This is a genomic window from Streptomyces bicolor (assembly GCF_000719285.1).
Classification (GTDB): Bacteria; Actinomycetota; Actinomycetes; order Streptomycetales; family Streptomycetaceae; genus Streptomyces; species Streptomyces bicolor.
Window position 1 is genome coordinate 100749 of sequence record NZ_JOFS01000016.1, and the last position, 21442, is coordinate 122190.

General features: G+C 70.6%; 24 protein-coding genes. 12 read left to right on the forward strand and 12 right to left on the reverse strand.

What is annotated here, in order from left to right; all coding sequences use genetic code 11:
• Window positions 1–60: 60 nt before the first annotated feature.
• From IF78_RS0121815 to IF78_RS0121825, 3 genes are all read right to left on the reverse strand, one after another.
• Window positions 61–1362 carry a PP2C family protein-serine/threonine phosphatase gene (locus tag IF78_RS0121815; protein ID WP_031479046.1) on the reverse strand — a complete coding sequence of 434 codons (1302 nt, stop codon included), beginning with the start codon at window positions 1360–1362 and terminating at the stop codon, window positions 61–63.
• A gap of 285 nt (window positions 1363–1647) precedes the next feature.
• Window positions 1648–2739, reverse strand: a complete 1092-nt coding sequence (locus IF78_RS0121820) for a C40 family peptidase (RefSeq protein ID WP_031479045.1) — start codon at window positions 2737–2739, stop codon at window positions 1648–1650.
• Window positions 2740–2906: 167 nt separating this feature from the next.
• The gene (locus IF78_RS0121825; protein ID WP_199921372.1) at window positions 2907–3725 is read right to left on the reverse strand and encodes a class I SAM-dependent methyltransferase; all 819 of its coding nucleotides are present in this window, start codon (window positions 3723–3725) and stop codon (window positions 2907–2909) included.
• A 165-nt stretch (window positions 3726–3890) separates the two neighbouring features.
• On the opposite strand from IF78_RS0121825, the gene mshA reads away from it, so the two are divergent.
• Window positions 3891–5210 (forward strand): D-inositol-3-phosphate glycosyltransferase, encoded by a 1320-nt coding sequence (gene mshA, locus IF78_RS0121830; RefSeq protein ID WP_031479041.1) that lies wholly within the window; start codon window positions 3891–3893, stop codon window positions 5208–5210.
• The gene (locus IF78_RS0121835) at window positions 5203–5703 is read left to right on the forward strand and encodes a type III secretion system chaperone family protein (RefSeq protein ID WP_031479039.1); all 501 of its coding nucleotides are present in this window, start codon (window positions 5203–5205) and stop codon (window positions 5701–5703) included. The genes mshA and IF78_RS0121835 overlap by 8 nt, the downstream gene beginning before the upstream one ends.
• Before the next feature lie 4 nt (window positions 5704–5707).
• Here the strand turns inward: IF78_RS0121835 and IF78_RS0121840 are convergent, their stop codons facing one another.
• Window positions 5708–6529, reverse strand: coding sequence for a helix-turn-helix transcriptional regulator (locus IF78_RS0121840; protein ID WP_031479036.1), 822 nt, complete (start codon window positions 6527–6529; stop codon window positions 5708–5710).
• A 49-nt stretch (window positions 6530–6578) separates the two neighbouring features.
• Here IF78_RS0121840 and IF78_RS0121845 point away from each other — a divergent pair, with 49 nt between their 5' ends.
• A complete protein-coding gene (locus tag IF78_RS0121845) occupies window positions 6579–7016 on the forward strand; it encodes a DUF2000 domain-containing protein (protein ID WP_031479034.1) in 438 nt (145 codons plus the stop codon).
• A 43-nt stretch (window positions 7017–7059) separates the two neighbouring features.
• On the opposite strand, the gene IF78_RS0121850 is transcribed toward IF78_RS0121845, so the two are convergent.
• A complete protein-coding gene (locus IF78_RS0121850; RefSeq protein ID WP_031479032.1) occupies window positions 7060–8316 on the reverse strand; it encodes an MDR family MFS transporter in 1257 nt (418 codons plus the stop codon).
• A gap of 152 nt (window positions 8317–8468) precedes the next feature.
• Here IF78_RS0121850 and IF78_RS0121855 point away from each other — a divergent pair, with 152 nt between their 5' ends.
• Window positions 8469–9230, forward strand: a complete 762-nt coding sequence (locus IF78_RS0121855; RefSeq protein WP_031479030.1) for a phosphoglyceromutase — start codon at window positions 8469–8471, stop codon at window positions 9228–9230.
• Window positions 9231–9396: 166 nt separating this feature from the next.
• Here IF78_RS0121855 and IF78_RS0121860 read toward each other — a convergent pair whose 3' ends face one another.
• Entirely contained in the window at window positions 9397–9621 is a 225-nt protein-coding gene (locus IF78_RS0121860) for a hypothetical protein (RefSeq protein ID WP_031479028.1), read from the reverse strand.
• 44 nt (window positions 9622–9665) lie between these two features.
• Complete coding sequence (locus IF78_RS0121865) at window positions 9666–9899, reverse strand: hypothetical protein (protein ID WP_031479027.1); 234 nt, start codon at window positions 9897–9899, stop codon at window positions 9666–9668.
• Between the two features lie 331 nt (window positions 9900–10230).
• Between IF78_RS0121865 and IF78_RS0121870 the strand changes: the two genes are divergently transcribed.
• On the forward strand, window positions 10231–11019 hold the full coding sequence (locus IF78_RS0121870) for a tetratricopeptide repeat protein (protein WP_199921371.1): 789 nt from the start codon (window positions 10231–10233) through the stop codon (window positions 11017–11019).
• A gap of 172 nt (window positions 11020–11191) precedes the next feature.
• Here the strand turns inward: IF78_RS0121870 and IF78_RS0121875 are convergent, their stop codons facing one another.
• Complete coding sequence (locus tag IF78_RS0121875) at window positions 11192–11524, reverse strand: carboxymuconolactone decarboxylase family protein (protein ID WP_031479023.1); 333 nt, start codon at window positions 11522–11524, stop codon at window positions 11192–11194.
• 167 nt (window positions 11525–11691) lie between these two features.
• Between IF78_RS0121875 and IF78_RS0121880 the strand changes: the two genes are divergently transcribed.
• The gene (locus IF78_RS0121880) at window positions 11692–12039 is read left to right on the forward strand and encodes a hypothetical protein (protein WP_158751466.1); all 348 of its coding nucleotides are present in this window, start codon (window positions 11692–11694) and stop codon (window positions 12037–12039) included.
• 160 nt (window positions 12040–12199) lie between these two features.
• Here IF78_RS0121880 and IF78_RS0121885 read toward each other — a convergent pair whose 3' ends face one another.
• The 3 genes from IF78_RS0121885 to phoU all read right to left on the reverse strand — a co-directional run bounded on the left by IF78_RS0121885 (window position 12200) and on the right by phoU (window position 14051).
• Window positions 12200–12451, reverse strand: a complete 252-nt coding sequence (locus IF78_RS0121885; RefSeq protein ID WP_031479016.1) for an SCO4226 family nickel-binding protein — start codon at window positions 12449–12451, stop codon at window positions 12200–12202.
• 87 nt (window positions 12452–12538) lie between these two features.
• Window positions 12539–12787 (reverse strand): SCO4226 family nickel-binding protein, encoded by a 249-nt coding sequence (locus IF78_RS0121890; protein ID WP_031479014.1) that lies wholly within the window; start codon window positions 12785–12787, stop codon window positions 12539–12541.
• Between the two features lie 562 nt (window positions 12788–13349).
• Complete coding sequence (gene phoU / locus IF78_RS0121895; protein ID WP_031479012.1) at window positions 13350–14051, reverse strand: phosphate signaling complex protein PhoU; 702 nt, start codon at window positions 14049–14051, stop codon at window positions 13350–13352.
• 406 nt (window positions 14052–14457) lie between these two features.
• On the opposite strand from phoU, the gene phoR reads away from it, so the two are divergent.
• Together phoR and phoP are read left to right on the forward strand one after the other, a co-directional pair.
• Window positions 14458–15735, forward strand: a complete 1278-nt coding sequence (gene phoR, locus IF78_RS0121900; protein ID WP_031479010.1) for a two-component system sensor histidine kinase PhoR — start codon at window positions 14458–14460, stop codon at window positions 15733–15735.
• Between the two features lie 5 nt (window positions 15736–15740).
• Window positions 15741–16412, forward strand: a complete 672-nt coding sequence (gene phoP / locus IF78_RS0121905; RefSeq protein ID WP_004000192.1) for a two-component system response regulator PhoP — start codon at window positions 15741–15743, stop codon at window positions 16410–16412.
• 83 nt (window positions 16413–16495) lie between these two features.
• Here the strand turns inward: phoP and IF78_RS0121910 are convergent, their stop codons facing one another.
• Window positions 16496–17194 (reverse strand): copper chaperone PCu(A)C domain-containing protein, encoded by a 699-nt coding sequence (locus tag IF78_RS0121910; protein ID WP_031479007.1) that lies wholly within the window; start codon window positions 17192–17194, stop codon window positions 16496–16498.
• A 692-nt stretch (window positions 17195–17886) separates the two neighbouring features.
• Here IF78_RS0121910 and IF78_RS0121915 point away from each other — a divergent pair.
• The 4 genes from IF78_RS0121915 (at window position 17887) to cysS (ending at window position 21427) form a co-directional block, all read left to right on the forward strand.
• Window positions 17887–18369, forward strand: a complete 483-nt coding sequence (locus IF78_RS0121915) for a CarD family transcriptional regulator (RefSeq protein WP_003953493.1) — start codon at window positions 17887–17889, stop codon at window positions 18367–18369.
• Between the two features lie 275 nt (window positions 18370–18644).
• Window positions 18645–19433 carry a 2-C-methyl-D-erythritol 4-phosphate cytidylyltransferase gene (gene ispD / locus IF78_RS0121920; RefSeq protein WP_031478997.1) on the forward strand — a complete coding sequence of 263 codons (789 nt, stop codon included), beginning with the start codon at window positions 18645–18647 and terminating at the stop codon, window positions 19431–19433.
• Complete coding sequence (ispF, locus tag IF78_RS0121925; RefSeq protein ID WP_031478995.1) at window positions 19423–19941, forward strand: 2-C-methyl-D-erythritol 2,4-cyclodiphosphate synthase; 519 nt, start codon at window positions 19423–19425, stop codon at window positions 19939–19941. Before ispD ends, ispF begins: the two co-directional genes overlap by 11 nt.
• An 88-nt stretch (window positions 19942–20029) precedes the next feature.
• A complete protein-coding gene (gene cysS / locus IF78_RS0121930) occupies window positions 20030–21427 on the forward strand; it encodes a cysteine--tRNA ligase (protein ID WP_031478993.1) in 1398 nt (465 codons plus the stop codon).
• Window positions 21428–21442 lie beyond the last annotated feature (15 nt).

The following is a 21442-nucleotide window of genomic DNA, read 5'->3' on the forward strand; positions in this document are numbered from 1 at the left end:
CGGCGGTCCCCCGCACAGCCCAGCGGCGGTCCCCCGCACAACCCAGCGGCGCGCCCCCGCTCAGACGCCCCGGTCCAGCAACAACACGGCCACGTCATCCGTCAGCTCCCCGCCATTGAGGTCCCGGACCTCATTGACGGCGGCCCGCAGCAACGCCTCTCCCCGCAGGCCCTCATCCAGCTGCCGGCGGACCATCTCCACCATGCCGTCCTGCCCGAGCCGCTCCCGGCCCTCGCCGACACGTCCCTCGATGAGCCCGTCGGTGTAGAGCATCAGGCTCCACTCCGCTCCCAGCTTCACCTCCATGCGCGGCCACCGCGCACCCGGCAGCAGACCGAGCGCGGGCCCGTTGTTGTCGTACGGCAGCAACTGCGCCGGCCGCCCGGGCCGGGCAAGCAGCGGCGACGGATGCCCCGCGAGGCACAGCCCCGCCCGCCGCCCGTCCGGCGCGATGTCCACCGTGCAGAGGGTCGCGAAGATCTCGTCGTCGGCCCGCTCGTGCTCGAGGACCTGCTGGAGCGTCCCCAGCAGAGCGTCCCCACACAGCCCGGCCAGCGTCAGTGCCCGCCAGGCGATCCGCAGCTCCACACCGAGCGCCGCCTCGTCGGGACCGTGCCCGCAGACGTCGCCGATCATGGCGTGCACGGTGCCGTCGGCGGTGCGGACGACGTCGTAGAAGTCACCGCCCAGCAGGGCGCGCGACCGCCCCGGCCGATAGCGCGCGGCGAACCGCAGCGACGACCCCTGCAGCAGGGGCGTCGGCAGCAGGCCGCGCTCCAGCCGGCGGTTCTCCTGCGCCCGCATCCGGCCCTCGGCAAGGCGCCGCTCGGCCGTGTCGGAACGTTTCCTCTCCACCGCGTACCGGATCGCGCGGCTCAGCAGCCGCCCGTCCAGCTCGTCCCGGAAGAGGTAGTCCTGGGCGCCGACACGCACGGCCTCCGTGGCGCGCTCGGCGTCGCCGGACGCGGTGAGCGCGAGGACGGCGTGCCGGGGCGCGAGCTCCAGGACGTGCTTGAGCACGGCCAGCTCGTCGTCGTCGGCGGCCCGGCCGGGCGCCGGCAGCGAGAGGTCCAGCAGGATGCAGTGGACGTCGTCGGTGAGCAGCCGCTCGGCCTCGGTGAGGTTGCGGGCGGTGCGCACCCGGATCGGCTTGCCGGCCGAGTCGAGCAGCTCGGGCACGAGTGCGGAGCCGCCGGGATCGTCCTCGATCAGCAGCAGCGTCAGATTGGTGTGGGTGGTGTTCTCGACCGTCTCTTCCTTACGCGGGGCCTCTTCCTTGGAGGTGCCGCCTCGGGACGCGGCCGGCGCCTGACCACTCTCCACGGCCGGGATCGCTCTCTGCCGCGGTATGGGTAGGGGCATCGTCTTGAGTTCCTTCCCTCCCCCCGAGGGCACTGGTGGGAACGAGGGACCTCGATCCACCGACGGGGACCATAGCGGTAGTCGGCGCCGCAACGGAATGGTGTGAGGCACGCCGCCTGGACACCAGCCCCTGTCATATGCCGCGTTTTGTACCGCAGTTGGACAGGCCGCGGGCGGCGTGGGGATGACGAACGTCACGTCAGCGCGGAGTTTGGGAGCGATGTGACGTGGGGTGGGTCACGTGGCGAGGGTCACGGCCCAGCAGTCACAAGCCGCCCTGAATCCTCACGCATCGGGCCGAACCACCCCGAGGATCGGCATCGAGCCGGCCCCCGCGACCGTCACCGTCCGCCCCGGGCGCGGGGCGTGGATGATGGCGCCGTCGCCGATGTACAGGGCGACATGGCTGGCATCGTCGTTGTAGAGGATGAGATCGCCGGGGCGCATGTCCGCGACGTCGATGCGCTTCAGCTGCTTCCACTGCTCCTGCGAGGTCCGCGGAATGCCGCTCCCGGCGCTCGCCCATGCCTGTGACGTGAGCCCCGAGCAGTCATACGTCTTCGGCCCCTCGGCGCCCCATTCGTACGGTTTGCCCAGCTGGGCGGTGGCGTACTCGACGGCCTTGCGGCCCTGCTCCGAGGCCTTGGTGTCGAGGTCCTTCAGGATGCCGGAGTCCAGCCAGGCGGTCTGCGCCTGGTAGGCGGCCTCCTCCTCCAGCTCGGCGAGGCGCTCGCGCTCCTCCTTCTCCAGCTGGGATTCGAGCTGTTCGGCGGCCTTGATCTGCTTCTCGATCTTCTTCTGCGCGGCCGCCTTGGCCTTGCGGCCCGCCTCCAGCTTCTGCCACTGGGCGGAGGCGTCCTTGGCGTACTGCTCCAAGTCCTGCTGGGTACGGGTCATTTCGCCCAGCAGCCCCTTGGTCGCGCGCTCACCCTGCAGCACCCGCCCCGCGCCGTCCAGGAACTCCTGCGGGTCGTCACTGAGCATCAGCTTCGCCTCGTCGGGCAGACCCCCGGCGCGATACTGAGCCGCGGCCGCCGCACCGGCCCGCTTCCTCAACTCGGCGAGCCTCTCCTGCCCTTTGACGATCCTCTTCGCCAACTCGACGATCTCGGCGGACTGCTTCTGGGCCGCCTCCTCGGCGGCGTTGTACTCGTCGGTGGCGACGGCCGCGGCGTGGTAGAGCTTCTCGAGCCGCTGGCGGACCTCCTCAAGGTCCTTGTTCGACACGGGGGTCCGGGGCGAGGCGGATGAGGCGCCCGGCGATGGGGTGGGGGTGGGGGTGGGTGCCGCGAACGCCGTGCCTGGTGCCGCCAGTGCGGTGACCGCGCAGACGACGATCACGGCCGATGCGATCAGGCCGCGCTTGCCCGAGCCCATACCTGTTGCCCCCAAACTGATGTCCCGTCAGTAACCTACGAGCGTCCGGGGGATCGTGCCACGACGGCGCGCAAAGTGACAGAGGTCTGCTTCCCCCCTTTCCCTCCCCGTCATGACGTTCTCCCCGCCTTTGTGACGAACGACTCGTGGAGATCGTTCCCCGCAGGTCATGCCCGGGGCGCCAACGCCTCCCACCGCACGGTCACTTCACCCTGCCGCCACCGCACCGGCCCGTCCGTCACCGGCCAGTCGACGGCGAGGTCCCGCACCGCCCGGATCCAGCGCTGACGTGCGCCGTAGGACGCGTAGGGCGCGGCGGCGGCCCAGGCGCGGTCGAAGTCGCGAAGGAAGGCATGCACGGGCTCACCGGTGATGTTGCGGTGAATGAGCGCCTTGGGCAGTCGCTCGGCGAGATCCGACGGCCGCTCCAGCGCCCCCAGCCGCGTGGCGAAGGTGACCGTACGCGGCCCCTCCGGCCCGAGCGCGACCCACACATGCCGCCGCCCGATCTCGTCACAGGTCCCCTCGACGAGCAGCCCGCCACGAGCCCCCGACACCGGATCGGCCGGCGCGAGCCGTGCACACAGCCGCTCCCAGACCTTCGCGACCTCACCCTCCTCGTACTGCCGCAGCACATTCGCGGCCCGCACGAGCACCGGCCGCTGGGGAATCGGAATCTCGAACCCCCCGTGCCGAAAGACCAGGCCCTCCCGCTCGTACGACCTGGCGGCGGCCACCCGGGCCGGTTCGATCTCGACACCGACCACACGCGCGCGTGGCGCCACGGTACGCAGCCGCCCGAGCAGCTCCACGGCGGTCCAGGGGGCGGCCCCGTACCCGAGATCGACGGCGACAGGATCCGCCGCCCGCCGCAGCTCGGCCCCGTGCACATGGGCGATCCACCGGTCCATACGGCGCAGCCGATTGGGATTGGTGGTCCCGCGCGTGACAGTGCCCACGGGTCGGGCGGAGGCGCGGGATGACATGCATACGAGGGTAAGCGGCGAGAAGCGGGCCGCCCGCCACGCACCCAAGCCCCGAACAGTTGAGCGACCCCCGGTAATTCCTGGGTAAAAACCACCCCACCCGGAATGGGAACCCCTCCCTCCGCTGTTGCACCCCCGTGGAGGGCCCCACCCCCTCCGTCCGGCATGCCCGCAGCCAAGGAGGACCGCCACGTGAGCCGACTGAGGCTCCATCGCCGCCCCCGCCGCGTAGCCATGCTCTCCGTGCACACCTCCCCGCTCCACCAGCCCGGCACAGGCGACGCCGGCGGCATGAACGTATACATCGTGGAGCTCGCGCAGCGCCTCGCCGCGATCAACATCGAGGTGGAGATCTTCACCCGCACGACCGCCGCCGACCTCCCGCCCACCGTCGAGCTGTCCCCCGGCGTCCTCGTCCGCCATATCGACGCGGGCCCCTACGAGGGCCTCAACAAGGAAGACCTCCCCGCCCAGCTCTGCGCCTTCACACACGGTGTGATGCAGACCTGGGCCGGTCACCGCCCCGGCCACTACGACCTGGTCCACTCCCACTACTGGCTCTCCGGCCACGTCGGCTGGCTGGCGGCCCAGCGCTGGGGCGCCCCGTTGGTGCACGCCATGCACACCATGGCCAAGGTCAAGAACGCCAACCTGGCCGACGGCGACACCCCCGAACCCGCCGCCCGCGTCATCGGCGAAACGCAGATCGTCGAGGCCGCGGACCGCCTCATCGCCAACACCTCCGAAGAGGCCGACGAACTGGTACGGCACTACCACGCCGACCGGGGCAAGGTCGCCGTCGTCCACCCCGGCGTGAATCTCTCCCGCTTCTCGCCCGCAGACGGCCGATCCGCCGCCCGAGCCCGCCTGGACCTCCCCCAGGACGCCCTGATCCCGCTCTTCGCGGGCCGCATCCAGCCCCTGAAGGCCCCCGACATCCTCCTGCGCGCGGTGGCCGTCCTCCTCGACGAACGCCCCGAGCTCCGCTCCCGCATCCTCGTTCCGGTCGTCGGCGGCCCCAGCGGCAGCGGCCTCGCCAAGCCCGAGGGCCTGCAGAAGCTGGCCGCCCGCCTGGGCATCGCGGACGTCGTACGGTTCCGCCCGCCCGTCGGCCAGGACCAGCTCGCGGACTGGTTCCGGGCGGCATCGGTGCTGGTGATGCCGTCGTACAGCGAATCGTTCGGCCTGGTGGCCATCGAGGCGCAGGCGGCAGGCACACCCGTGCTGGCGGCAGCGGTGGGCGGCCTGCCGGTGGCCGTGCGGGACGGCCACACCGGCTTCCTGGTCCAGGGCCACAATCCGGCCCACTACGCGCGCGTGCTCGGCGCCTTCGCCGACGACCCCCATCTGTCCCCACGGATGGGCGAGGCCGCGGCCAGGCACGCCCAGTCCTTCGGCTGGGACGCGGCGGCGGCCGCCACGGCGGACGTCTATGTGGCCGCGAGCCACGCCCACCGGCGTCGCGTACGCTCCCACCATGGCTGACGCACAGAAGGCGGCGCAGGTCGTCGAGGGGGCCCTGAAGGACGCCGAGCTGGAGTGGGAGAGCCCCGCCCCCGGCACCTACGTCGTCAAGCTCCCCGGCACCCACAAGCTGTCGACGACGGTCTCCCTGCTCGTCGGCCGCCACTCCCTCTCCCTGAACGCCTTCGTCATCCGCCACCCCGACGAGAACGAACCCGGCGTCCACCGCTGGCTCCTGGAGCGCAACCTCAAGCTGTACGGCGTGAGTTACGCCGTCGACCGGCTCGGCGACGTCTACGTCACCGCCAAGCTCCCGCTCGCCGCCGTCACCCCCGACGAGATCGACCGCCTCCTCGGCCAGGTCCTGGAGGCGGCGGACGGAGCCTTCAACACCCTCCTGGAGCTGGGCTTCGCGTCCGCGATCCGCAAGGAGTACGAGTGGCGAGTCGCGCGCGGCGAGTCGACACGGAACCTGGACGCGTTCACTCACCTGACCCAGCGCCCCGCCGACTGAGTTCTCAGCGCGCGCTGTTCCGGTAACGCCCCGGCGGCACCCCCACCAGCTTCCGGAAGTGCCGGGTGAGATGGGACTGGTCGTGGAACCCGGTCGCGACGGCCACCTCGGCCGGCGGCCGGCCCTCCAGGAGCAGCCGGCGGGCGCGGTCGACGCGGCGGGACATCAGGTACTGGTGCGGGGCGATGCCGTACGCGGTGCTGAACGACCGTACGAGATGGGCGGGATGGGCCTGGAGCAGTGCCGCCGCCTCGTCGAGGGCGATGCCCTGGACCACCCGCTCGTCGAGGAGTTCGCGTAGCCGGCGGGCGAGGACGGGGTCGCGGCGGGGGGCGTCCGGGCCGGCTCCGGGCCGCAGATGGGCGCGCAGCCGGTCGCCGATGAGGGTGAGCCTGCTGTCGGCCTCCAGCTCGTCGCCGGGGTGGGCGAGGGCGGAGTGCAACTGGCCGACGCGCAACCGCAGGACGGGATCGCGCAGGTCGGGGGAGTCGACGGCCGGGCCGATCAGGTCGTCACCCAGTCGCGTGCCGTCCAGATACAGGACCCGCTTGCGGAAGCCGTGCGGGGTGGCGGGGGAGCCGTTGTGCGGGACATGCGGCGGGAGGAGGGACACCGTGTCGTGCGGGGTGCCGTGCTCGTGCCGGTCGAGGTCGTAACGTACGGCGCCGTCGTCGACGATGAGCAGCGTCCAGGCCTCGTGGACGTGCATCGGGTACGCGTACTCGGTGAAGTGGGCGTGGAAGACCTCGGTGACGCCCGGGACACGGGGACGCCACGCGGTCACTTCCTGCCGGGTGGCCTGGCGGGTGACTTGCCGGGTGGCCATGCAAAGAACGTACAAGACCGATCCGTACGGCGGCCGCCAGTCTCGTCGTATGAGTGAGACGAGTGCTGAACCCCCTGTTCGTTTCGACACGAAGATCGCCGTGCTGCTGCGCGAGGACCTGGAGACCTGGCAGCGGCTGAACGTCACCGCGTTCCTGGTCAGCGGCCTGGGAACGCAGCTTCCGGAGGTGATCGGGGAGCCGTACGAGGACGCGGGCGGCGTGCCCTACCTGCCGATGCTCCGCCAGCCGGTGCTGGTCTTCGAGGGCACGAAGGAGACGCTGACGACGGCCCACGCGCGCGTGCTGTCGCGTTCCCTCCCGCGCGCGGTCTTCACCTCCGACCTCTTCGCGACGGGCAACGACCGTGACAACCGGGCGGCCGTGCGGGCCGTGGGCACGGGCGAGCTGGACCTGGTGGGGCTGGCGGTGTACGGGCCGCGGAACGCGGTGGACAAGGTGATGAAGGGGGCGCACATGCACCCGTGAGCGCCCGCCACGGCTGTTGAGTGGCTGCGAGGGCGGCACGGGCTCAGGCCGCGCTGACCTCGGGCTTCGCGTCGGCCGGGGTCTCGGCGGCGGCCGGTGCCTCGGCGGGCAGCCGGCGCATCAGGGCGCCGTACCCGATCGCCGCCGCCGTCCCGACGACCGCGCACAGTCCCCACAGCCACTCGGCACCGAACCGGTCGATAACGAATCCGGACATGAGGGGCGCCACCAGGGCCGCCACCGACCAGGACAGGGTGTACATGCCCTGGTAGCGGCCGCGTCCGTGGGCGGGGGAGAGACGTACGACGAGGCCGGTCTGGGTGGGCGCGTTCAGCATCTCGCCGAGCGTCCACACGCACACGGTCAGCGCGAAGACGCCGACGGACCCCGCGAAGGTGGTGAGTCCGAAGCCGTACCCGGCGAGCAGGGACGAGACGATGAGGATCCGCCCGGTGTCGCGTCGCTCGATGAACCGTGTGACCGGGATCTGCAGGGCGACGATCAGCACACCGTTGACGGCGATGGCGAGACCGTAGTCGGCGGGGGAGAACCCGGCCTCACCCATCGCCACCGGCAGCCCCACCGAGCCCTGCTGGAAGATGAACGCGACGAGGAAGGACAGACCGACGACGCTCATGAAGCGCCCGTCGCGCAGGACGGTCCCGAGCCGCACCTCGTCGCCGGCCTTTTCCCTCTTGGTGGCCTGGGGCCGCGACTCCGGCAGCTTCACGAACACCACGACCGCGCAGACGGCCGTCATCCCCGCCTCGATCAGGAACCCGGCGAGGTAGCTGACCTCGGCGATGAACCCGGCGGCCATGGAGGAGACGGCGAACCCGAGGTTGATGGCCCAGTAGTTGAGCGAGAAGGCCCGTACTCGGTCCTCGGGCCGCACGATGTCGGCCATCATCGCCTGCACGGCGGGCCGGGAGGCGTTGGAGGCGGCGCCGACGAGGAACGCCACGGCGGCGATCGCGACGGGGTGGTGCACGAAGCCGAGCGCGGCCACGGACACGGCGGTGGCGGCCTGGGCGACGAGGAGGGTCGGCCGCCGGCCGATCCGGTCGGTCATGACCCCGGCCCCGATCGACGAGATGACGCCGCCGAGGCCGTGCAGCGAGGCGACGAGGCCGGCGTAGGAGGCGGAGTAGCCGCGGTCGATGGTGAGGTACAGAGCCATGAAGGTGGCCACGAAGGCGCCGAGCCGGTTCACCAGCGTGCTGGTCCACAGCCACCAGAACTCGCGGGGGAGCCCGGAGACGGTCTCCCGGGTGGCACGTCTCAGGGCGGCGACGGACATACGGATCCCCCACGGATGTAAGAAGCTCAGGCGGCACCCGCAACTTACAAGCGTGGGGTCTTCGGGGACCACCGGATTAACAGATCCCGTCAACCGTCCGCTCTTCGAGAGCCCGGCGCACCCGGCCAAAGCCTTCGATTACGCTCGGACGCATGGCCGACGCACCGTACAAGCTGATCCTCCTCCGCCACGGCGAGAGCGAATGGAACGCGAAGAACCTGTTCACCGGCTGGGTGGACGTCAACCTCAACGAGAAGGGCGAGAAGGAGGCGGTCCGCGGTGGCGAGCTCCTGAAGGACGCCGATCTCCTCCCCGACGTGGTCCACACGTCCCTCCAGAAGCGCGCGATCCGCACGGCCCAGCTGGCGCTGGAGGCGGCCGACCGCCACTGGATCCCGGTCCACCGCTCGTGGCGCCTGAACGAGCGCCACTACGGCGCCCTCCAGGGCAAGGACAAGGCCCAGACCCTCGCCGAGTTCGGCGAGGAGCAGTTCATGCTGTGGCGCCGCTCCTACGACACCCCGCCCCCGCCCCTCGAGGACGGCACGGAGTTCTCCCAGTCGGACGACCCGCGCTACGCGACGATCCCGCCGGAGCTGCGCCCCCGTACGGAGTGCCTGAAGGACGTCGTCGTCCGCATGCTCCCGTACTGGTACGACGGCATCGTCCCCGACCTCCTGACAGGCCGCACGGTCCTCGTCGCGGCCCACGGCAACAGCCTGCGCGCCCTGGTCAAGCACCTCGACGGCATCTCCGACGCCGACATCGCGGGCCTGAACATCCCGACGGGCATCCCCCTGTACTACGAGCTCGACGCCGACTTCAAGCCGGTGACGCCCGGTGGGAAGTACCTTGACCCGGAGGCGGCTGCGGCTGCTATTGAGGCGGTCAAGAACCAGGGCAAGAAGAAGTAACGCGGCACGATCAAGCCCCCTGCCTGCGGTTTCTCCGCTGGTAGGGGGCTTGTTGCTGTGCTGGGGCATGACTGTGGCGGTGGGGGCGGGACCACACGTGGGGGACGTCGACATGATCCGAGAGTCCAGGCACGCCGCCCTGCCGTGAAGTCGCCGCCCGGCTGGGTCAGTTGTCCGTCTCCGGCCCCCAGTGCTCCGGCCCCACTCCGCGCCAGTCGATCCACGGCGAGTCCGCGACGTCCGCCGGGTCGATCTCCAGGCCGGCCCGGCGCAGGAACTCGGCGACGTCGACCACGTTGTGGGCCAGGCCGAGGATCTCGCCGTCCACGCGCACACGTCGGCCACCCGTGGGCGACGGCGGATGCACGATCACGCGTAGTGGTCCAGGCATGCCTTCAGGATCATCCGGGACATACGGCCCTGCATTCCAGCGCGTCATCGATGAAGCCACTCACTCACGTCTCCGCCCGGCCGCCCCAGGCCACGCAGTTCCCACCAGGCCGCGGGACTCGGACGCCGTTGCTGCCAGTGCGGATGGAAGTACAGCTGAACCGACAGCCGGTACAGGCGCCGACGCAGCTCGGTACGGCCGGGCCGCGCCGCGAGCTGCCGGTAGGTGGCGCTCCATTCCAGCTGTGCCTGGGCCAGGTCGGCGGGGAACGATCGCATGGCCGAATTCAAGCATGTGTTCGATTTCTGAGTCCATCGAAGAGGCTGCCGATGCCGGGGGGAGGGGGCACGTGTGACTGAGCACGATGGTTGGCCTTGGCGCATCTCAGCCGGCCCTCTGGCGCTCAGCCTGTTGTTCGACCTCTCGCTTCGCAGCGATGTGGTGAGAGTTCGCCCTGCCCGCCTGCCCGCCTGCCCGCCTGCCCACCTGACCCCGGGCCATCAGGGGCCGCCGACCAGCTCTCGCCCCTTCGCCGAACGGCGTGCGCGGCACCCATATGCTCCGGCCATGAGACTCTTTCGGCCGCGCGGCCGAAACGACGCCGGGCGGATGAAGAGATCCCCTGTGTCCCAGGCCATGGCCCTGTACGAAGCCGGACGCTATGCCGAGGCGGAGGCCGAGGCCCTCGCCGTGGCCGCCGCCCGGTCGCGGCCGCGCGATGACATGTACGCACCGCTGGCGCTGAGCATCGCCGCGCTCGCGACGGGCGCCCAGGGCCGTCACGCCGAGGCCCTCGCCGCATACGACGCAGTGCTGCCGGTCTTCGGCAGGATCTTCGGAGTCGAACACCCGCAGACCCTGAAGCTGCGCTCGGACCGCGCGCAGACGCTGACCGCGCTCGCCCGGCACGCCGAGTGCGAGGCGGAGTGTGCGGCCGTCGCCCGGGCCGCGACCCGCGGTACAGGGCCGGAGATGCCGCTCATAGCGGCGGCCGCCCGCAACGGACTGATCTTCGCCCTCAACGCGCAGGGACGCTACCCGGAGGCCGAGACGCTCGCCTGCGAGGCCCTGGCCGAACATCGCGTACCGGACCGGTTCTCCCTGGTCCTGCGGCTCGGCCTGGCCCGCAGCCTCAACGGCCAGGCCCGCCACGAGGAGGCTCTCACCGAGGCGGAGCGCGCCGACGAACTGCGCCGCAGCCTGCCCGAGGAGGAGGGCCGCCCGGAGACCGGCGCCGTCGAGCTGGCCGTGGCCACCGCCCTCCTGGGGCTGGGCCGCAGTACCGAGGCCCGCCTCCGGGCCGCGGCCGCTCACGACGCCTGCCTGGCCTCCTTCGGCCCGGATCATCGCCGCACCGTTGAGGCCCGGGCGCTGCTCGACCGCATCGACGGCGCCTGACCGGGCGCCCGACGCCTCCCCCAACCGGGCCGCCCGGCACACCGTGGGCTGCTCAATCCGGCCGCCGCGATGAGCCGGGCGAAGGTCGCGCACGTCCCCGCTGAAACTCTGGAAAGCGCTCAGCCACAAGACCCACGTGTGACTGAGCGGAAACGGCGGCCGCTGAGCCCGACTACGCTCGACTCCGGCCCTCCGCCTCGGCGTCGGCGACCGCGATCGTGATGCCGAGGGCCTTGGCGATGTTGCCGGCCGCCGTCATGACGCGGGCGGTCCCCACGACAGGCGCGATGGCGACCAGTACGTCCTGCACCTGCTCGGCGGTCATGCCGGCCTGGATGGCGGGGTCGATATGGGCGACGTACGAGATCGGCGGGGCGTCGGACGCGGCGAGGGCCGCGATACGGGTGAGCATGAAGGTCTCCGGGCGCAGCCCGCACCGCTCGACCGAGTCGACCGTCATCGCGGCGAGGGTGTCCAGTACCGGGGTTTCGGATGCTGTGGCCATGGCAGGTCGTCTCCTGTTGGTGACGTGGAAGGATCGGCCGGCGCCGACACGCGAGGGCCCCCCACTCGGTACGGCGCCTACCGCTCGACCGTAAGTCCGTCTGCCGCGGCTCGCCTGTTGAGAGGAGCGTCGAGAACGGAGGCCTGCGAGGGGGCGCGGTCGTACGGATGGCAAACTGGCCGCTGTTCGTGGGGACTTCGGGAGGGGGGCGGGTCGGGATGGGCAGGCGGGCCAAGGGGTGGCTGGTCGGTGGTTGGCTCGTACTGGTCGTCGCCGGCTGGTCGTTCACGGAGTCGATCAACGACGGGATCGAGCCGACGTCGGGTCCACGGCCGAAGACGTCGTCGCCGGATCGTGGCTCCGACTGTTCGGCGGCGATGCCCACTCCTACGCCGACTCCCACACCGATGCCGACGTGGCCGGCCGGAGCAGAGGGCTCCGACTTGGCCGACCACTACGGCGATACGAACGCCGGTGTCGTCTTCACAGCCGTTGCCTGCAAGACGGCGGACTGATCGTGAGCGGACTGGTCGTGAGCGGACTGGCCGTGGACTGACCGCACCCCTGCACATACCCCTGCCCGCCACGCCGCTGGACGCAGGGAGGCGGGCAGGGGAACAGGGCGCCGCAGTGCCGTTCTGACCGGCACCGCACCGCACCTCACCTCACCTCACGTCACACCGTCAGCGGCACGGCGTGAATCTCGTCCGGTACCCCGCCACCCCCGCGCTCGTGGGCGCGCTTCACCGCCTCCGCCGAGGGGCCCTCGCTGAGGCAGTACACCGTGCCGGACTTCGGGTCCGCCCAGGCGTGTTCGAAGTGGACTCCTTCTTCCTGCTCGATCGCGGCGGTGGCGTCGTGACCTTCCTGCAGCTGTTCGGCCGTGATGCCCTGCATTCCGTGGTGGACGTCCATGAACCGTGTCACGGGCCCCACACCTCCTTCCCGATGCGCCATGCGCCCCCGATACCCCCCTCCCGGTGCTTCGGCCCCCGTACCCCCGCGTCCGCAGCCTCAGACCGACAGCGGGACCGGATGAATCTCGTCGGCCTTGTGCCCGGCGCGCTCATGGATGCGCTGGACCGCTTCGGCCGAGGGCGCCTCGGAGAGGCAGTAGACGACGCCCGACTCGGGGTCGGCCCACGCCCGCTCGAAGTGCACGCGCTCGTCCTGCTCTATGGCGAGGTCCGCGTTGTGGGCTTCGCGCAGCTTGTCGGCCGTGATGCCCTTCATGTTGTGGTGAACGTCCATGAACTGAGCCATGCCTCGCACCTCCTCACGATCCTCGGACGCAACGTCCTCGGAGTGCGCTCGCTGCTCTCCTTCCATGCTCCTCCCGCACGGCACGGCGAGCGAGGCGAGAACCGCGGTCCAGGCACGCGAAGGGCCCCGGTGCGTCAACCGCACCGGGGCCCTTCGACGTCGTACGAGAGCTACCTCACCCGCACTGGCAGGGATTCCCGGACTGGCACCCGCACCCGCAGCCGGAGCCACAGCCGCAGGCGCCGAAGAGCGGAAGGCTCCTGATGTCGGCGGGCTGCTCGGTCGGGCGTTCCTGAGTGGGGTCGGGTGTCGTGCCGGGGATGCTGGGGGATTCGGCCATGGTCCCTCCTCGAGGCTGGTGCCTGTGCCCATTCCATGCCCGCCCCGCTGGGCGCATCAACGGCGCACAGAGGCTTGCGCACGCCCCGAGCAGACCCCAGCGAGCCCGCGTACGAGCCGACCCGGCCCCGCACACCACAAGCCCCGCGCCCCTCGCGCCGCCCCGGCCGGACGGGCCGGGACGGTCCCCTCGAAGGCCCGAAGGCCCGAAGGCCCGAAGCCCCTATGCGCCTTCCGCCCCCGCAACCGGCTGGATCTCCGGCTGGATGTCGGCCTGAAGCTCGTCCGCGTGCTCACCCGTCACCAGGTACACCACACGCTTCGCCACAGCCACCGCATGGTCGGCGTACCGCTCGTAGTAGCGGCCGAGCAGCGTCACGTCCACGGCCGTCTCGATGCCGTGCTTCCAGCGCTCGTCCATCAGGTGCTGGAAGAGCGTGCGGTGCAGCAGGTCCATCGCGTCGTCGTCCTGCTCCAGCTGGAGCGCGAGGTCGACGTCCTTGGTGATGAGCACCTCGGCCGCCTTCGCCATCAGGCGCTGCGCGAGCTGGCCCATCTCCAGGATGGTGGCGTGCAGGTCCTGCGGGATCGCGCGCTCGGGGTAGCGCAGCCGCGTGAGCTTCGCCACGTGCTGGGCCAGGTCGCCCGACCGCTCCAGGTCCGCGGACATCCGCAGCGAGGTGACGACTATCCGGAGGTCCGTCGCCACCGGCTGCTGGCGGGCGAGCAGCGCTATGGCCCGCGCCTCCAGGTCGTGCTGGAGGTCGTCGACCTTCTGGTCGGCCTCGATCACGCTCTCGGCGAGCTTCAGGTCGGAGTCGAGGATCGCCGCCGTGGCGCGTCCGATCGCCGACCCGACCATCCGGGCCATCTCCACCAGGCTGTCGCCGATCGAGTCCAGTTCCTCGTGGTACGCGTCCCGCATCAGGGGGTCCCTCTCTTACGTCTGCCTCGGGGGTTCCGGGGGCCGGGAGACGGCCGGCGAACCGCCGACCTCATCCGCTTTATCCGATTTATTGGCCGAACCGACCATGTTGTCGTCAAACCAGTCAAACCGTCGAGCGGACAGTCTTACGGTCATGACCTCCGACAGTAAGACTGTCGCGAAAACGTCAGTTGGACTGTCGTGAAACCGCCAGTGTGATCTCCACGCTAAACCGCTCGAGCGAGGCGCTCGCGAACCGACGCCTCCACGATCCGGCGGCTACGCGTCCGTTTCCGCCAACCCAAATGAACCAACACTGGCTCCAAGGTGAACTCTGGGCGACGAGTGTTCGAGCTCGCACTCCGACGGCTGTGGCCACCACCCACCGCATGCCTAACCTGGACGCATGGACGTGAACGCGGCGGTCGCCGCAGCGGCAGCGATCGCCGGTGTGCTCACCGGCGTGATCGCCATGCTGGCGTTCCGCTGGAGCGAACGCGACCTGAAGCGACCCACTCGAACCTCCCTGCACACTGACCCGGTCCTGCCGCCCGGCGTGGACACGGTTCTGTCGGTGCTGCGGTCCTCCGCCGTCGTACTCGACGAGGGCGACGCCGTGGTCAAGGCCAGCTCGGCCGCGTACGCCCTCGGACTGGTGCGCGGCGGCAAGCTCTCCGTCGAGCCCATGCTGCAGATGGCCCGGGACACGAGACGTGACGGCGAGATACGGCAGGTCGAGCTGGACCTGCCTCGGCGCGGCACCGGTCGTGGCGAGGCCCTCGCCGTGTCCGCACGCGTCGCGCCGCTCGGCTCCCGCCTCGTCCTCCTCCTCGTCGAGGACCTCACCGAGGCCCGGCGCATAGAGGCGGTACGACGCGACTTCGTCGCCAACGTGAGCCATGAGCTGAAGACCCCGGTCGGCGCGCTCTCCCTCCTCTCCGAGGCCGTCATGGACGCCTCCGACGACCCTGAGGCCGTGGAGCGCTTCGCGGGCCGTATGCAGATCGAGGCCACCCGGCTCACCAACCTGGTGCAGGAGCTCATCGACCTCTCCCGGGTGCAGAACGACGACCCGCTGGAGGACGCCGAGCCCGTCCGCGTCGACGAGCTCGTCGCCGAGGCCATGGACCGCTGCCGGCACGCCGCCGGGACGAAGCAGATCACCATGGCCGTCGGCGGCACCGCCGACCTCAGCATCTGGGGCAACCGCGGCCAGCTCGCCGCCGCGCTCGGCAACCTCGTCGAGAACGCCGTCAACTACTCGCCCGCCCGCACCCGCGTCGGCATCGCCGCCCGCCGGGTCAGCGCCCCGGGCGGGGACCTCATCGAGATCGCCGTCACCGATCAGGGCATCGGCATCTCGGACAAGGACAAGGAGCGCATCTTCGAGCGCTTCTATCGCGTGGACCCGGCCCGTTCCCGTGCCACCGGTGGCACCGGCCTCGGTCTCGCGATCGTCAAACACGTGGCCGCCTCGCACGGCGGGGAGGTCACGGTGTGGAGCTCCGAGGGACAGGGCTCCACCTTCACCCTGCGGCTGCCGGAGGCGGGTGCGGCCCGTGACCGCGCTCAGCAGCACCCCGATCTCGACGACGAGGCCGGGCAGCCCGCACCAACCGATCCCCCCAATTCCCCCGACTCACCCGCGTACGAAACGCTTTCCGCCCCGGAGGTCCTTCCGTGACCCGTGTGCTCGTCGTCGAGGACGAGGAGTCCTTTTCCGACGCCCTGTCGTACATGCTCCGCAAGGAGGGCTTCGAGGTCGCCGTCGCGACCACCGGGCCCGACGGACTCGACGAGTTCGAGCGCAACGGCGCCGACCTCGTCCTCCTCGACCTGATGCTGCCCGGCCTGCCGGGCACCGAGGTCTGCCGCCAGCTGCGTGGCCGCTCCAACGTCCCGGTGATCATGGTCACCGCCAAGGACAGCGAGATCGACAAGGTCGTCGGCCTGGAAATAGGAGCCGATGACTACGTCACCAAGCCGTTCTCCTCGCGCGAGCTGGTCGCCCGCATCCGGGCCGTCCTGCGCCGCCGCGGCGAGCCGGAGGAGGTGACCCCGGCCGCCCTGGAGGCGGGCCCGGTCCGCATGGACGTCGACCGCCACGTGGTGACGGTCTCCGGCTCCAAGGTCGACCTCCCCCTCAAGGAGTTCGACCTGCTGGAGATGCTGCTGCGCAACGCCGGCCGCGTGCTGACCCGCATGCAGCTCATCGACCGCGTCTGGGGCGCCGACTACGTCGGTGACACCAAGACCCTCGACGTCCACGTCAAGCGCCTGCGCGCCAAGATCGAGCCGGACCCGGGCGCGCCCCGGTATCTGGTGACGGTGCGTGGCCTCGGCTACAAGTTCGAGCCGTAAAGAGCAGCCGCAACACCGAAGGGCGGGGCCCCGGATCTCCGGGGCCCCGCCCTTTTACGGCTGTGCGGATGCCGTACGACCGCTCAGTGCCAGGCCGACGTGTGGGAGGCGCTGTCGGACGGGGTCGCCGCACCGCCGGCGCTCGTGCCGGCCCCGGTGCCGCCGGTCGGCGTCGCGCTCGCGGAGGCCTCGTCGGTCGCGGTGCCGCCGGCCGCCGGGGATCCGGTCGGCGAGCCGCTCGGGGTGGGAGTCCTGCCCGGCGCCGCCGGGACCTCGGTCGGGCCCCACTCCTTGAAGTAGTGCTCGGCCGGGACGACGAAGGCCCGCAGGCTCACGTCGCCGGTCTTGCTGAAGGTGAAGGTGATCTTCTGCGCGTTGCCGTCCTTGATGGCCTCGCGGCTGCTCGGCAGCACGGCGGAGGCGTTGTCCTTGCCGCCGATGATCAGCGAGCCGCCGGCCGGGATGGTCAGGCTGCCGCCCTTGGCGGGCTTGAGCTCGGCGGTCTTGCTGGTGCCGTCGACCTTGATCGCGTCCAGCGTCTGGGCGGTCTTGCCGGAGTTGAACAGGGTCGCGGAGATCGCGGCCGGACCGGTGGACTCCAGGTCGGGCTGGGTGATGACGACGGCGTTCTGGATCTTGATGTCGCCAACGGTGGTGGCCGCGTTGTCCGGCTTGATCTCCAGCGTCTGGCTGTTGTTGCCGGCGCCGCACGCGGCGAGCGAGGCGATCGAGAACGCGATGGCGGCGGCGGCGAGGGCACCGCGTCGAAGGCTGCTGCTCACGGCGGCGGCAACTCCTTGACTCGAACGGGGCGGGCGCATAAAGCCGCCCTAGTGTCTGTCAGCGGCCTTAGGTTACCGAGCCGTTCCCGCGCGACCGCACCCGACCCTCCCCAGGGCGCCTGAAGTACCGCCGAAGGATCGCCGAAGCACCGCCGCAGCACCTCATCGGCCCCCCCCTTCCGGCCTCTTCGGACCTGTTCCCGATCCGTCCCTTGGCCCGTCCCTTGGCCCGTCCCGTCACCCACAAGTGACCCAGGAGCCACTTTGCCGCGCACCTCGTCCGCCATTCACATAAGTCCCCGCCAAGACGCCGCGCAAAATTTCCGTGAAGGAATGCGCGACCTTCCCGGAATTGATCAACGAGTGTGCTGCCGACCTGGGTCGTGATCAATTCCGGATTCGTCCGGTACCCGACTCGGGACGCCGAACGGAGTAGCGGAAGTCGCACACTTGGAACCGGACATATGTGTACGTTCGGCCACTCGGAGGCGCCGCCGGATGTGTGTAACGTGCGCGTTTCACCTCGCCCGCAGAGCCGCTCCGACCTGCGAATACTTTCTTCCGGTCGGCCCGCGAAGCACGTTCCTGTCGGAGTTGTCAAGCCCCGAGATATGCCCTGACCTGCGAAAACGTCATTCAGAACCCGCCGTTTCCGTGTTACCCTGGATAGCCACGGAAGGGGTACCTGTCACATGACGTTCAAGGTTGGCGACACCGTGGTCTATCCCCATCACGGGGCCGCGCTGATCGAGGCCATCGAAACTCGCCAGATCAAAGGCGTGGACAAGACCTACTTGGTGCTGAAGGTCGCCCAGGGTGACCTGACGGTACGTGTGCCAGCGGACAATGCGGAGTTCGTCGGCGTGCGTGATGTGGTCGGTCAGGACGGGCTGGACCGGGTCTTCGAGGTACTGCGCGCGCCGTATGCCGAGGAGCCCACGAACTGGTCGCGTCGTTACAAGGCAAATCTGGAGAAGCTCGCCTCCGGCGATGTCATCAAGGTCGCGGAAGTCGTGCGTGACCTGTGGCGTCGTGAGCGCGAGCGCGGACTCTCCGCCGGTGAGAAGCGCATGCTCGCCAAAGCCCGCCAGATCCTGGTGAGCGAGCTCGCCCTCGCGGAGAACACCAACGAGGACAAGGCCGAGGCCCTGCTCGACGAGGTCCTCGCGTCCTGACGCGGTCCAGCCGCCTCAGTTCAGCACAAGCTGTGTTGTTTTAAAGAAGTGCCGCGGTGCCCGATGACGTAACAGCTGTCGCCGGGCGCTGCGGCATGTTCGCGCTCAGACGCCGTCAAGACGCTCACACTCGGGGGAATCCCCCCGATACTTGACGTGCCGGGCCCGGGCAGCAGGCTCGACCGACTGTCACGGAAGGGTCCGGTCAAGGCGTCGCGCCCGGCACGCTGTGGCCATACCCAAGTTGGCCGAGCACACAAACCTGACAGGAACCGATGTCTGACGTTTCGCGCCCTTCGCCCTCGGAAGCCCGTACCGGGAACCCTGCCGGGACCTCCGCCGGAACCCGTACCGCCGTCGTGATCCCGGCCGCCGGCCGGGGCGTACGTCTTGGCCCGGGCGCCCCCAAGGCGCTCCGCGCACTGAACGGCACGCCCATGCTCATCCACGCGGTGCGCGCGATGGCCGCGTCCCGCGCCGTCTCCCTCGTGGTCGTCGTGGCCCCGCCCGACGGTGCCGCCGAGGTCAAGAGCCTGCTCGACGCGCACGCGCTGCCCGAGCGCACCGACTTCCTGGTGGTCCCCGGCGGGGAGTCCCGCCAGGAGTCCGTCAGGCTCGGCCTGGACGCGCTGCCGCCGGACTACGACATCGTCCTGGTGCACGACGCGGCGCGCCCGCTGGTCCCGGTGGACACGGTCGACGCGGTGATCGAGGCGGTACGGGACGGCGCACCGGCGGTCGTCCCCGCGCTGCCCCTCGCGGACACGGTCAAGGAAGTCGACCCCGCGGCGAACCCCGGCGAACCGGAGCCGGTGGTGGCCACCCCGCGGCGCGCCCGCCTCCGTGCCGTACAGACCCCGCAGGGCTTCGACCGCGCCACGCTGATCCGTGCGCACGAGACGGTGACCGACGACGTCACCGACGACGCCGGCATGGTCGAGCAACTCGGCCTGACGGTCGTGGTCGTCCCCGGCCACGAGGAGGCCTTCAAGGTCACCCGCCCGCTGGACCTGGTGCTGGCCGAGGCGGTCCTGGCGCGCCGGAGGCTGAACGATGGCTTCTGACGGGTCTGATTTCCGGCTACCGCCGGGTGGCCTCTTGCCCCAGGTCGGCATCGGCACCGACATCCACGCCTTCGAGGAGGGCCGCGAACTGTGGTGCGCGGGCCTGAAGTGGGAGGGCGAGGGCCCCGGCCTCGCCGGCCACTCGGACGCGGACGTCGTCGCACACGCCGCCTGCAACGCCCTCTTCTCGGCGGCCGGCCTCGGCGACCTGGGGCAGCACTTCGGCACCGGGCGCCCCGAGTGGTCGGGGGCCCCGGGCGTCGTACTCCTCACCGAGGCGGCCCGGATCGTACGCGAGGCGGGCTTCCGCATCGGCAACATCGCGGTCCAGGTGGTCGGCCCCCGCCCGAAGATCGGCAAGCGGCGCGACGAGGCGCAGAAGATCCTTTCGGAGGCGGCGGGCGCGCCGGTGTCGGTCTCGGGCGCGACCACCGACGGCCTCGGCTTCCCGGGACGCGACGAGGGGCTGATGGCGGTGGCGACGGCGCTGGTGGTGCGCGTCGGCTGAGCGGCGATCGACATGGGGGACGTCACGAATACGTCCCCCTTGAGCCGAAGGTCCCAGGGCACTCCCATACGCCTACTACCCTGGTGTCGTGACTATTCGCCTGTACGACACCAGCGCCCGGCAGATCCGTGACTTCACCCCGCTCAAGCCGGGCTGTGTCTCGATCTACCTCTGTGGCGCCACCGTGCAGGCGGCCCCGCACATCGGGCACATCCGCTCCGGGCTCAACTTCGACATCATGCGCCGCTGGTTCGAGTACCGCGGCTATGACGTGACGTTCATCCGGAACGTCACGGACATCGACGACAAGATCATCACCAAGGCCGCCGAGCAGGGCCGTCCGTGGTGGTCCATCGGGTACGAGAACGAGCGGGCGTTCAACGACGGCTACACCGCCCTCGGCTGCCTCCCGCCGACGTACGAGCCCCGCGCCACCGGCCATGTCACCGAGATGGTCGAGATGATGCAGGGCCTCATCGAGCGCGGACACGCCTACGAGGCGGACGGCAACGTCTACTTCGACGTGCGGTCCTTCCCGGGATACCTGGAGCTGTCGCGGCAGGAGCTGGACAACCTCCTGCAGCCGTCCGGCGAGGGCGAGACCGGCAAGCGCGACCCGCGCGACTTCGCCATGTGGAAGTCGGCCAAGCCCGGCGAGCCGACCTGGGCGACGCCGTGGGGCCCCGGGCGCCCCGGCTGGCACCTGGAGTGCTCGGCCATGGCGCACAAATACCTCGGCACCGCCTTCGACATCCACGGCGGCGGTCTCGACCTGATCTTCCCGCACCACGAGAACGAGATCGCCCAGGCCAAGGCCTACGGCGACGAGTTCGCCCGGTACTGGGTGCACAACGCCTGGGTCACCATGGCCGGCGACAAGATGTCGAAGTCGCTCGGCAACAGCGTCCTGGTCAGCGAGATGGTCAAGGCATGGCGCCCGGTCGTCCTGCGCTACTACCTCGGCACCCCGCACTACCGCTCGATGATCGAGTACAGCGAAGAGGCCCTGCGCGAAGCCGAATCCGCCTTCGCGCGCATCGAGGGCTTCGTGCAGCGCGTGGTGGAGAAGGCCGGAGTGGTCGAGCCGTCCGCCGAGGTGCCGCTCGCCTTCGCCGAGGCCATGGACGACGACCTGGGCGTCCCGCAGGCGCTGGCCGTCGTGCACACCACGGTCCGGCAGGGCAACTCCGCACTCGCCGCCGACGACAAGGAAGCCGCGGTGGCCCGCCTCGCCGAGGTCCGCGCCATGCTCGGCGTTCTCGGCCTGGACCCGCTCGACCCGCACTGGGCCGGCGAGACCGACCGCGGCGAGGACCTGCACGGCGTGGTCGACACCCTGGTCCGCATGGTCCTCGACCAGCGCGAGGCGGCCCGCTCCCGCAAGGACTGGGCGACGGCGGACGCCATCCGCGACCAGCTCAACCAGTCGGGCCTCGTCATCGAGGACGGCCCGCAGGGCCCGCGCTGGAGTCTCGGCCCGCGCTGACCGGGCACACGCAAC

What these genes read in the sequence shown, in the direction of transcription:
- IF78_RS0121815 (WP_031479046.1), bottom strand. Translation starts at nt 1,362, where the DNA reads ATGCCCCTACCCATACCGCGGCAGAGAGCGATCCCGGCCGTGGAGAGT.
- IF78_RS0121820 (WP_031479045.1), bottom strand. Translation starts at nt 2,739, where the DNA reads ATGGGCTCGGGCAAGCGCGGCCTGATCGCATCGGCCGTGATCGTCGTC.
- IF78_RS0121825 (WP_199921372.1), bottom strand. Translation starts at nt 3,725, where the DNA reads ATGTCATCCCGCGCCTCCGCCCGACCCGTGGGCACTGTCACGCGCGGG.
- mshA (WP_031479041.1), top strand. Translation starts at nt 3,891, where the DNA reads ATGCCCGCAGCCAAGGAGGACCGCCACGTGAGCCGACTGAGGCTCCAT.
- IF78_RS0121835 (WP_031479039.1), top strand. Translation starts at nt 5,203, where the DNA reads ATGGCTGACGCACAGAAGGCGGCGCAGGTCGTCGAGGGGGCCCTGAAG.
- IF78_RS0121840 (WP_031479036.1), bottom strand. Translation starts at nt 6,529, where the DNA reads ATGGCCACCCGGCAAGTCACCCGCCAGGCCACCCGGCAGGAAGTGACC.
- IF78_RS0121845 (WP_031479034.1), top strand. Translation starts at nt 6,579, where the DNA reads ATGAGTGAGACGAGTGCTGAACCCCCTGTTCGTTTCGACACGAAGATC.
- IF78_RS0121850 (WP_031479032.1), bottom strand. Translation starts at nt 8,316, where the DNA reads ATGTCCGTCGCCGCCCTGAGACGTGCCACCCGGGAGACCGTCTCCGGG.
- IF78_RS0121855 (WP_031479030.1), top strand. Translation starts at nt 8,469, where the DNA reads ATGGCCGACGCACCGTACAAGCTGATCCTCCTCCGCCACGGCGAGAGC.
- IF78_RS0121860 (WP_031479028.1), bottom strand. Translation starts at nt 9,621, where the DNA reads ATGCCTGGACCACTACGCGTGATCGTGCATCCGCCGTCGCCCACGGGT.
- IF78_RS0121865 (WP_031479027.1), bottom strand. Translation starts at nt 9,899, where the DNA reads ATGCGATCGTTCCCCGCCGACCTGGCCCAGGCACAGCTGGAATGGAGC.
- IF78_RS0121870 (WP_199921371.1), top strand. Translation starts at nt 10,231, where the DNA reads ATGAAGAGATCCCCTGTGTCCCAGGCCATGGCCCTGTACGAAGCCGGA.
- IF78_RS0121875 (WP_031479023.1), bottom strand. Translation starts at nt 11,524, where the DNA reads ATGGCCACAGCATCCGAAACCCCGGTACTGGACACCCTCGCCGCGATG.
- IF78_RS0121880 (WP_158751466.1), top strand. Translation starts at nt 11,692, where the DNA reads ATGGCAAACTGGCCGCTGTTCGTGGGGACTTCGGGAGGGGGGCGGGTC.
- IF78_RS0121890 (WP_031479014.1), bottom strand. Translation starts at nt 12,787, where the DNA reads ATGGCTCAGTTCATGGACGTTCACCACAACATGAAGGGCATCACGGCC.
- phoU (WP_031479012.1), bottom strand. Translation starts at nt 14,051, where the DNA reads ATGCGGGACGCGTACCACGAGGAACTGGACTCGATCGGCGACAGCCTG.
- phoR (WP_031479010.1), top strand. Translation starts at nt 14,458, where the DNA reads ATGGACGTGAACGCGGCGGTCGCCGCAGCGGCAGCGATCGCCGGTGTG.
- IF78_RS0121915 (WP_003953493.1), top strand. Translation starts at nt 17,887, where the DNA reads ATGACGTTCAAGGTTGGCGACACCGTGGTCTATCCCCATCACGGGGCC.
- ispD (WP_031478997.1), top strand. Translation starts at nt 18,645, where the DNA reads ATGTCTGACGTTTCGCGCCCTTCGCCCTCGGAAGCCCGTACCGGGAAC.
- ispF (WP_031478995.1), top strand. Translation starts at nt 19,423, where the DNA reads ATGGCTTCTGACGGGTCTGATTTCCGGCTACCGCCGGGTGGCCTCTTG.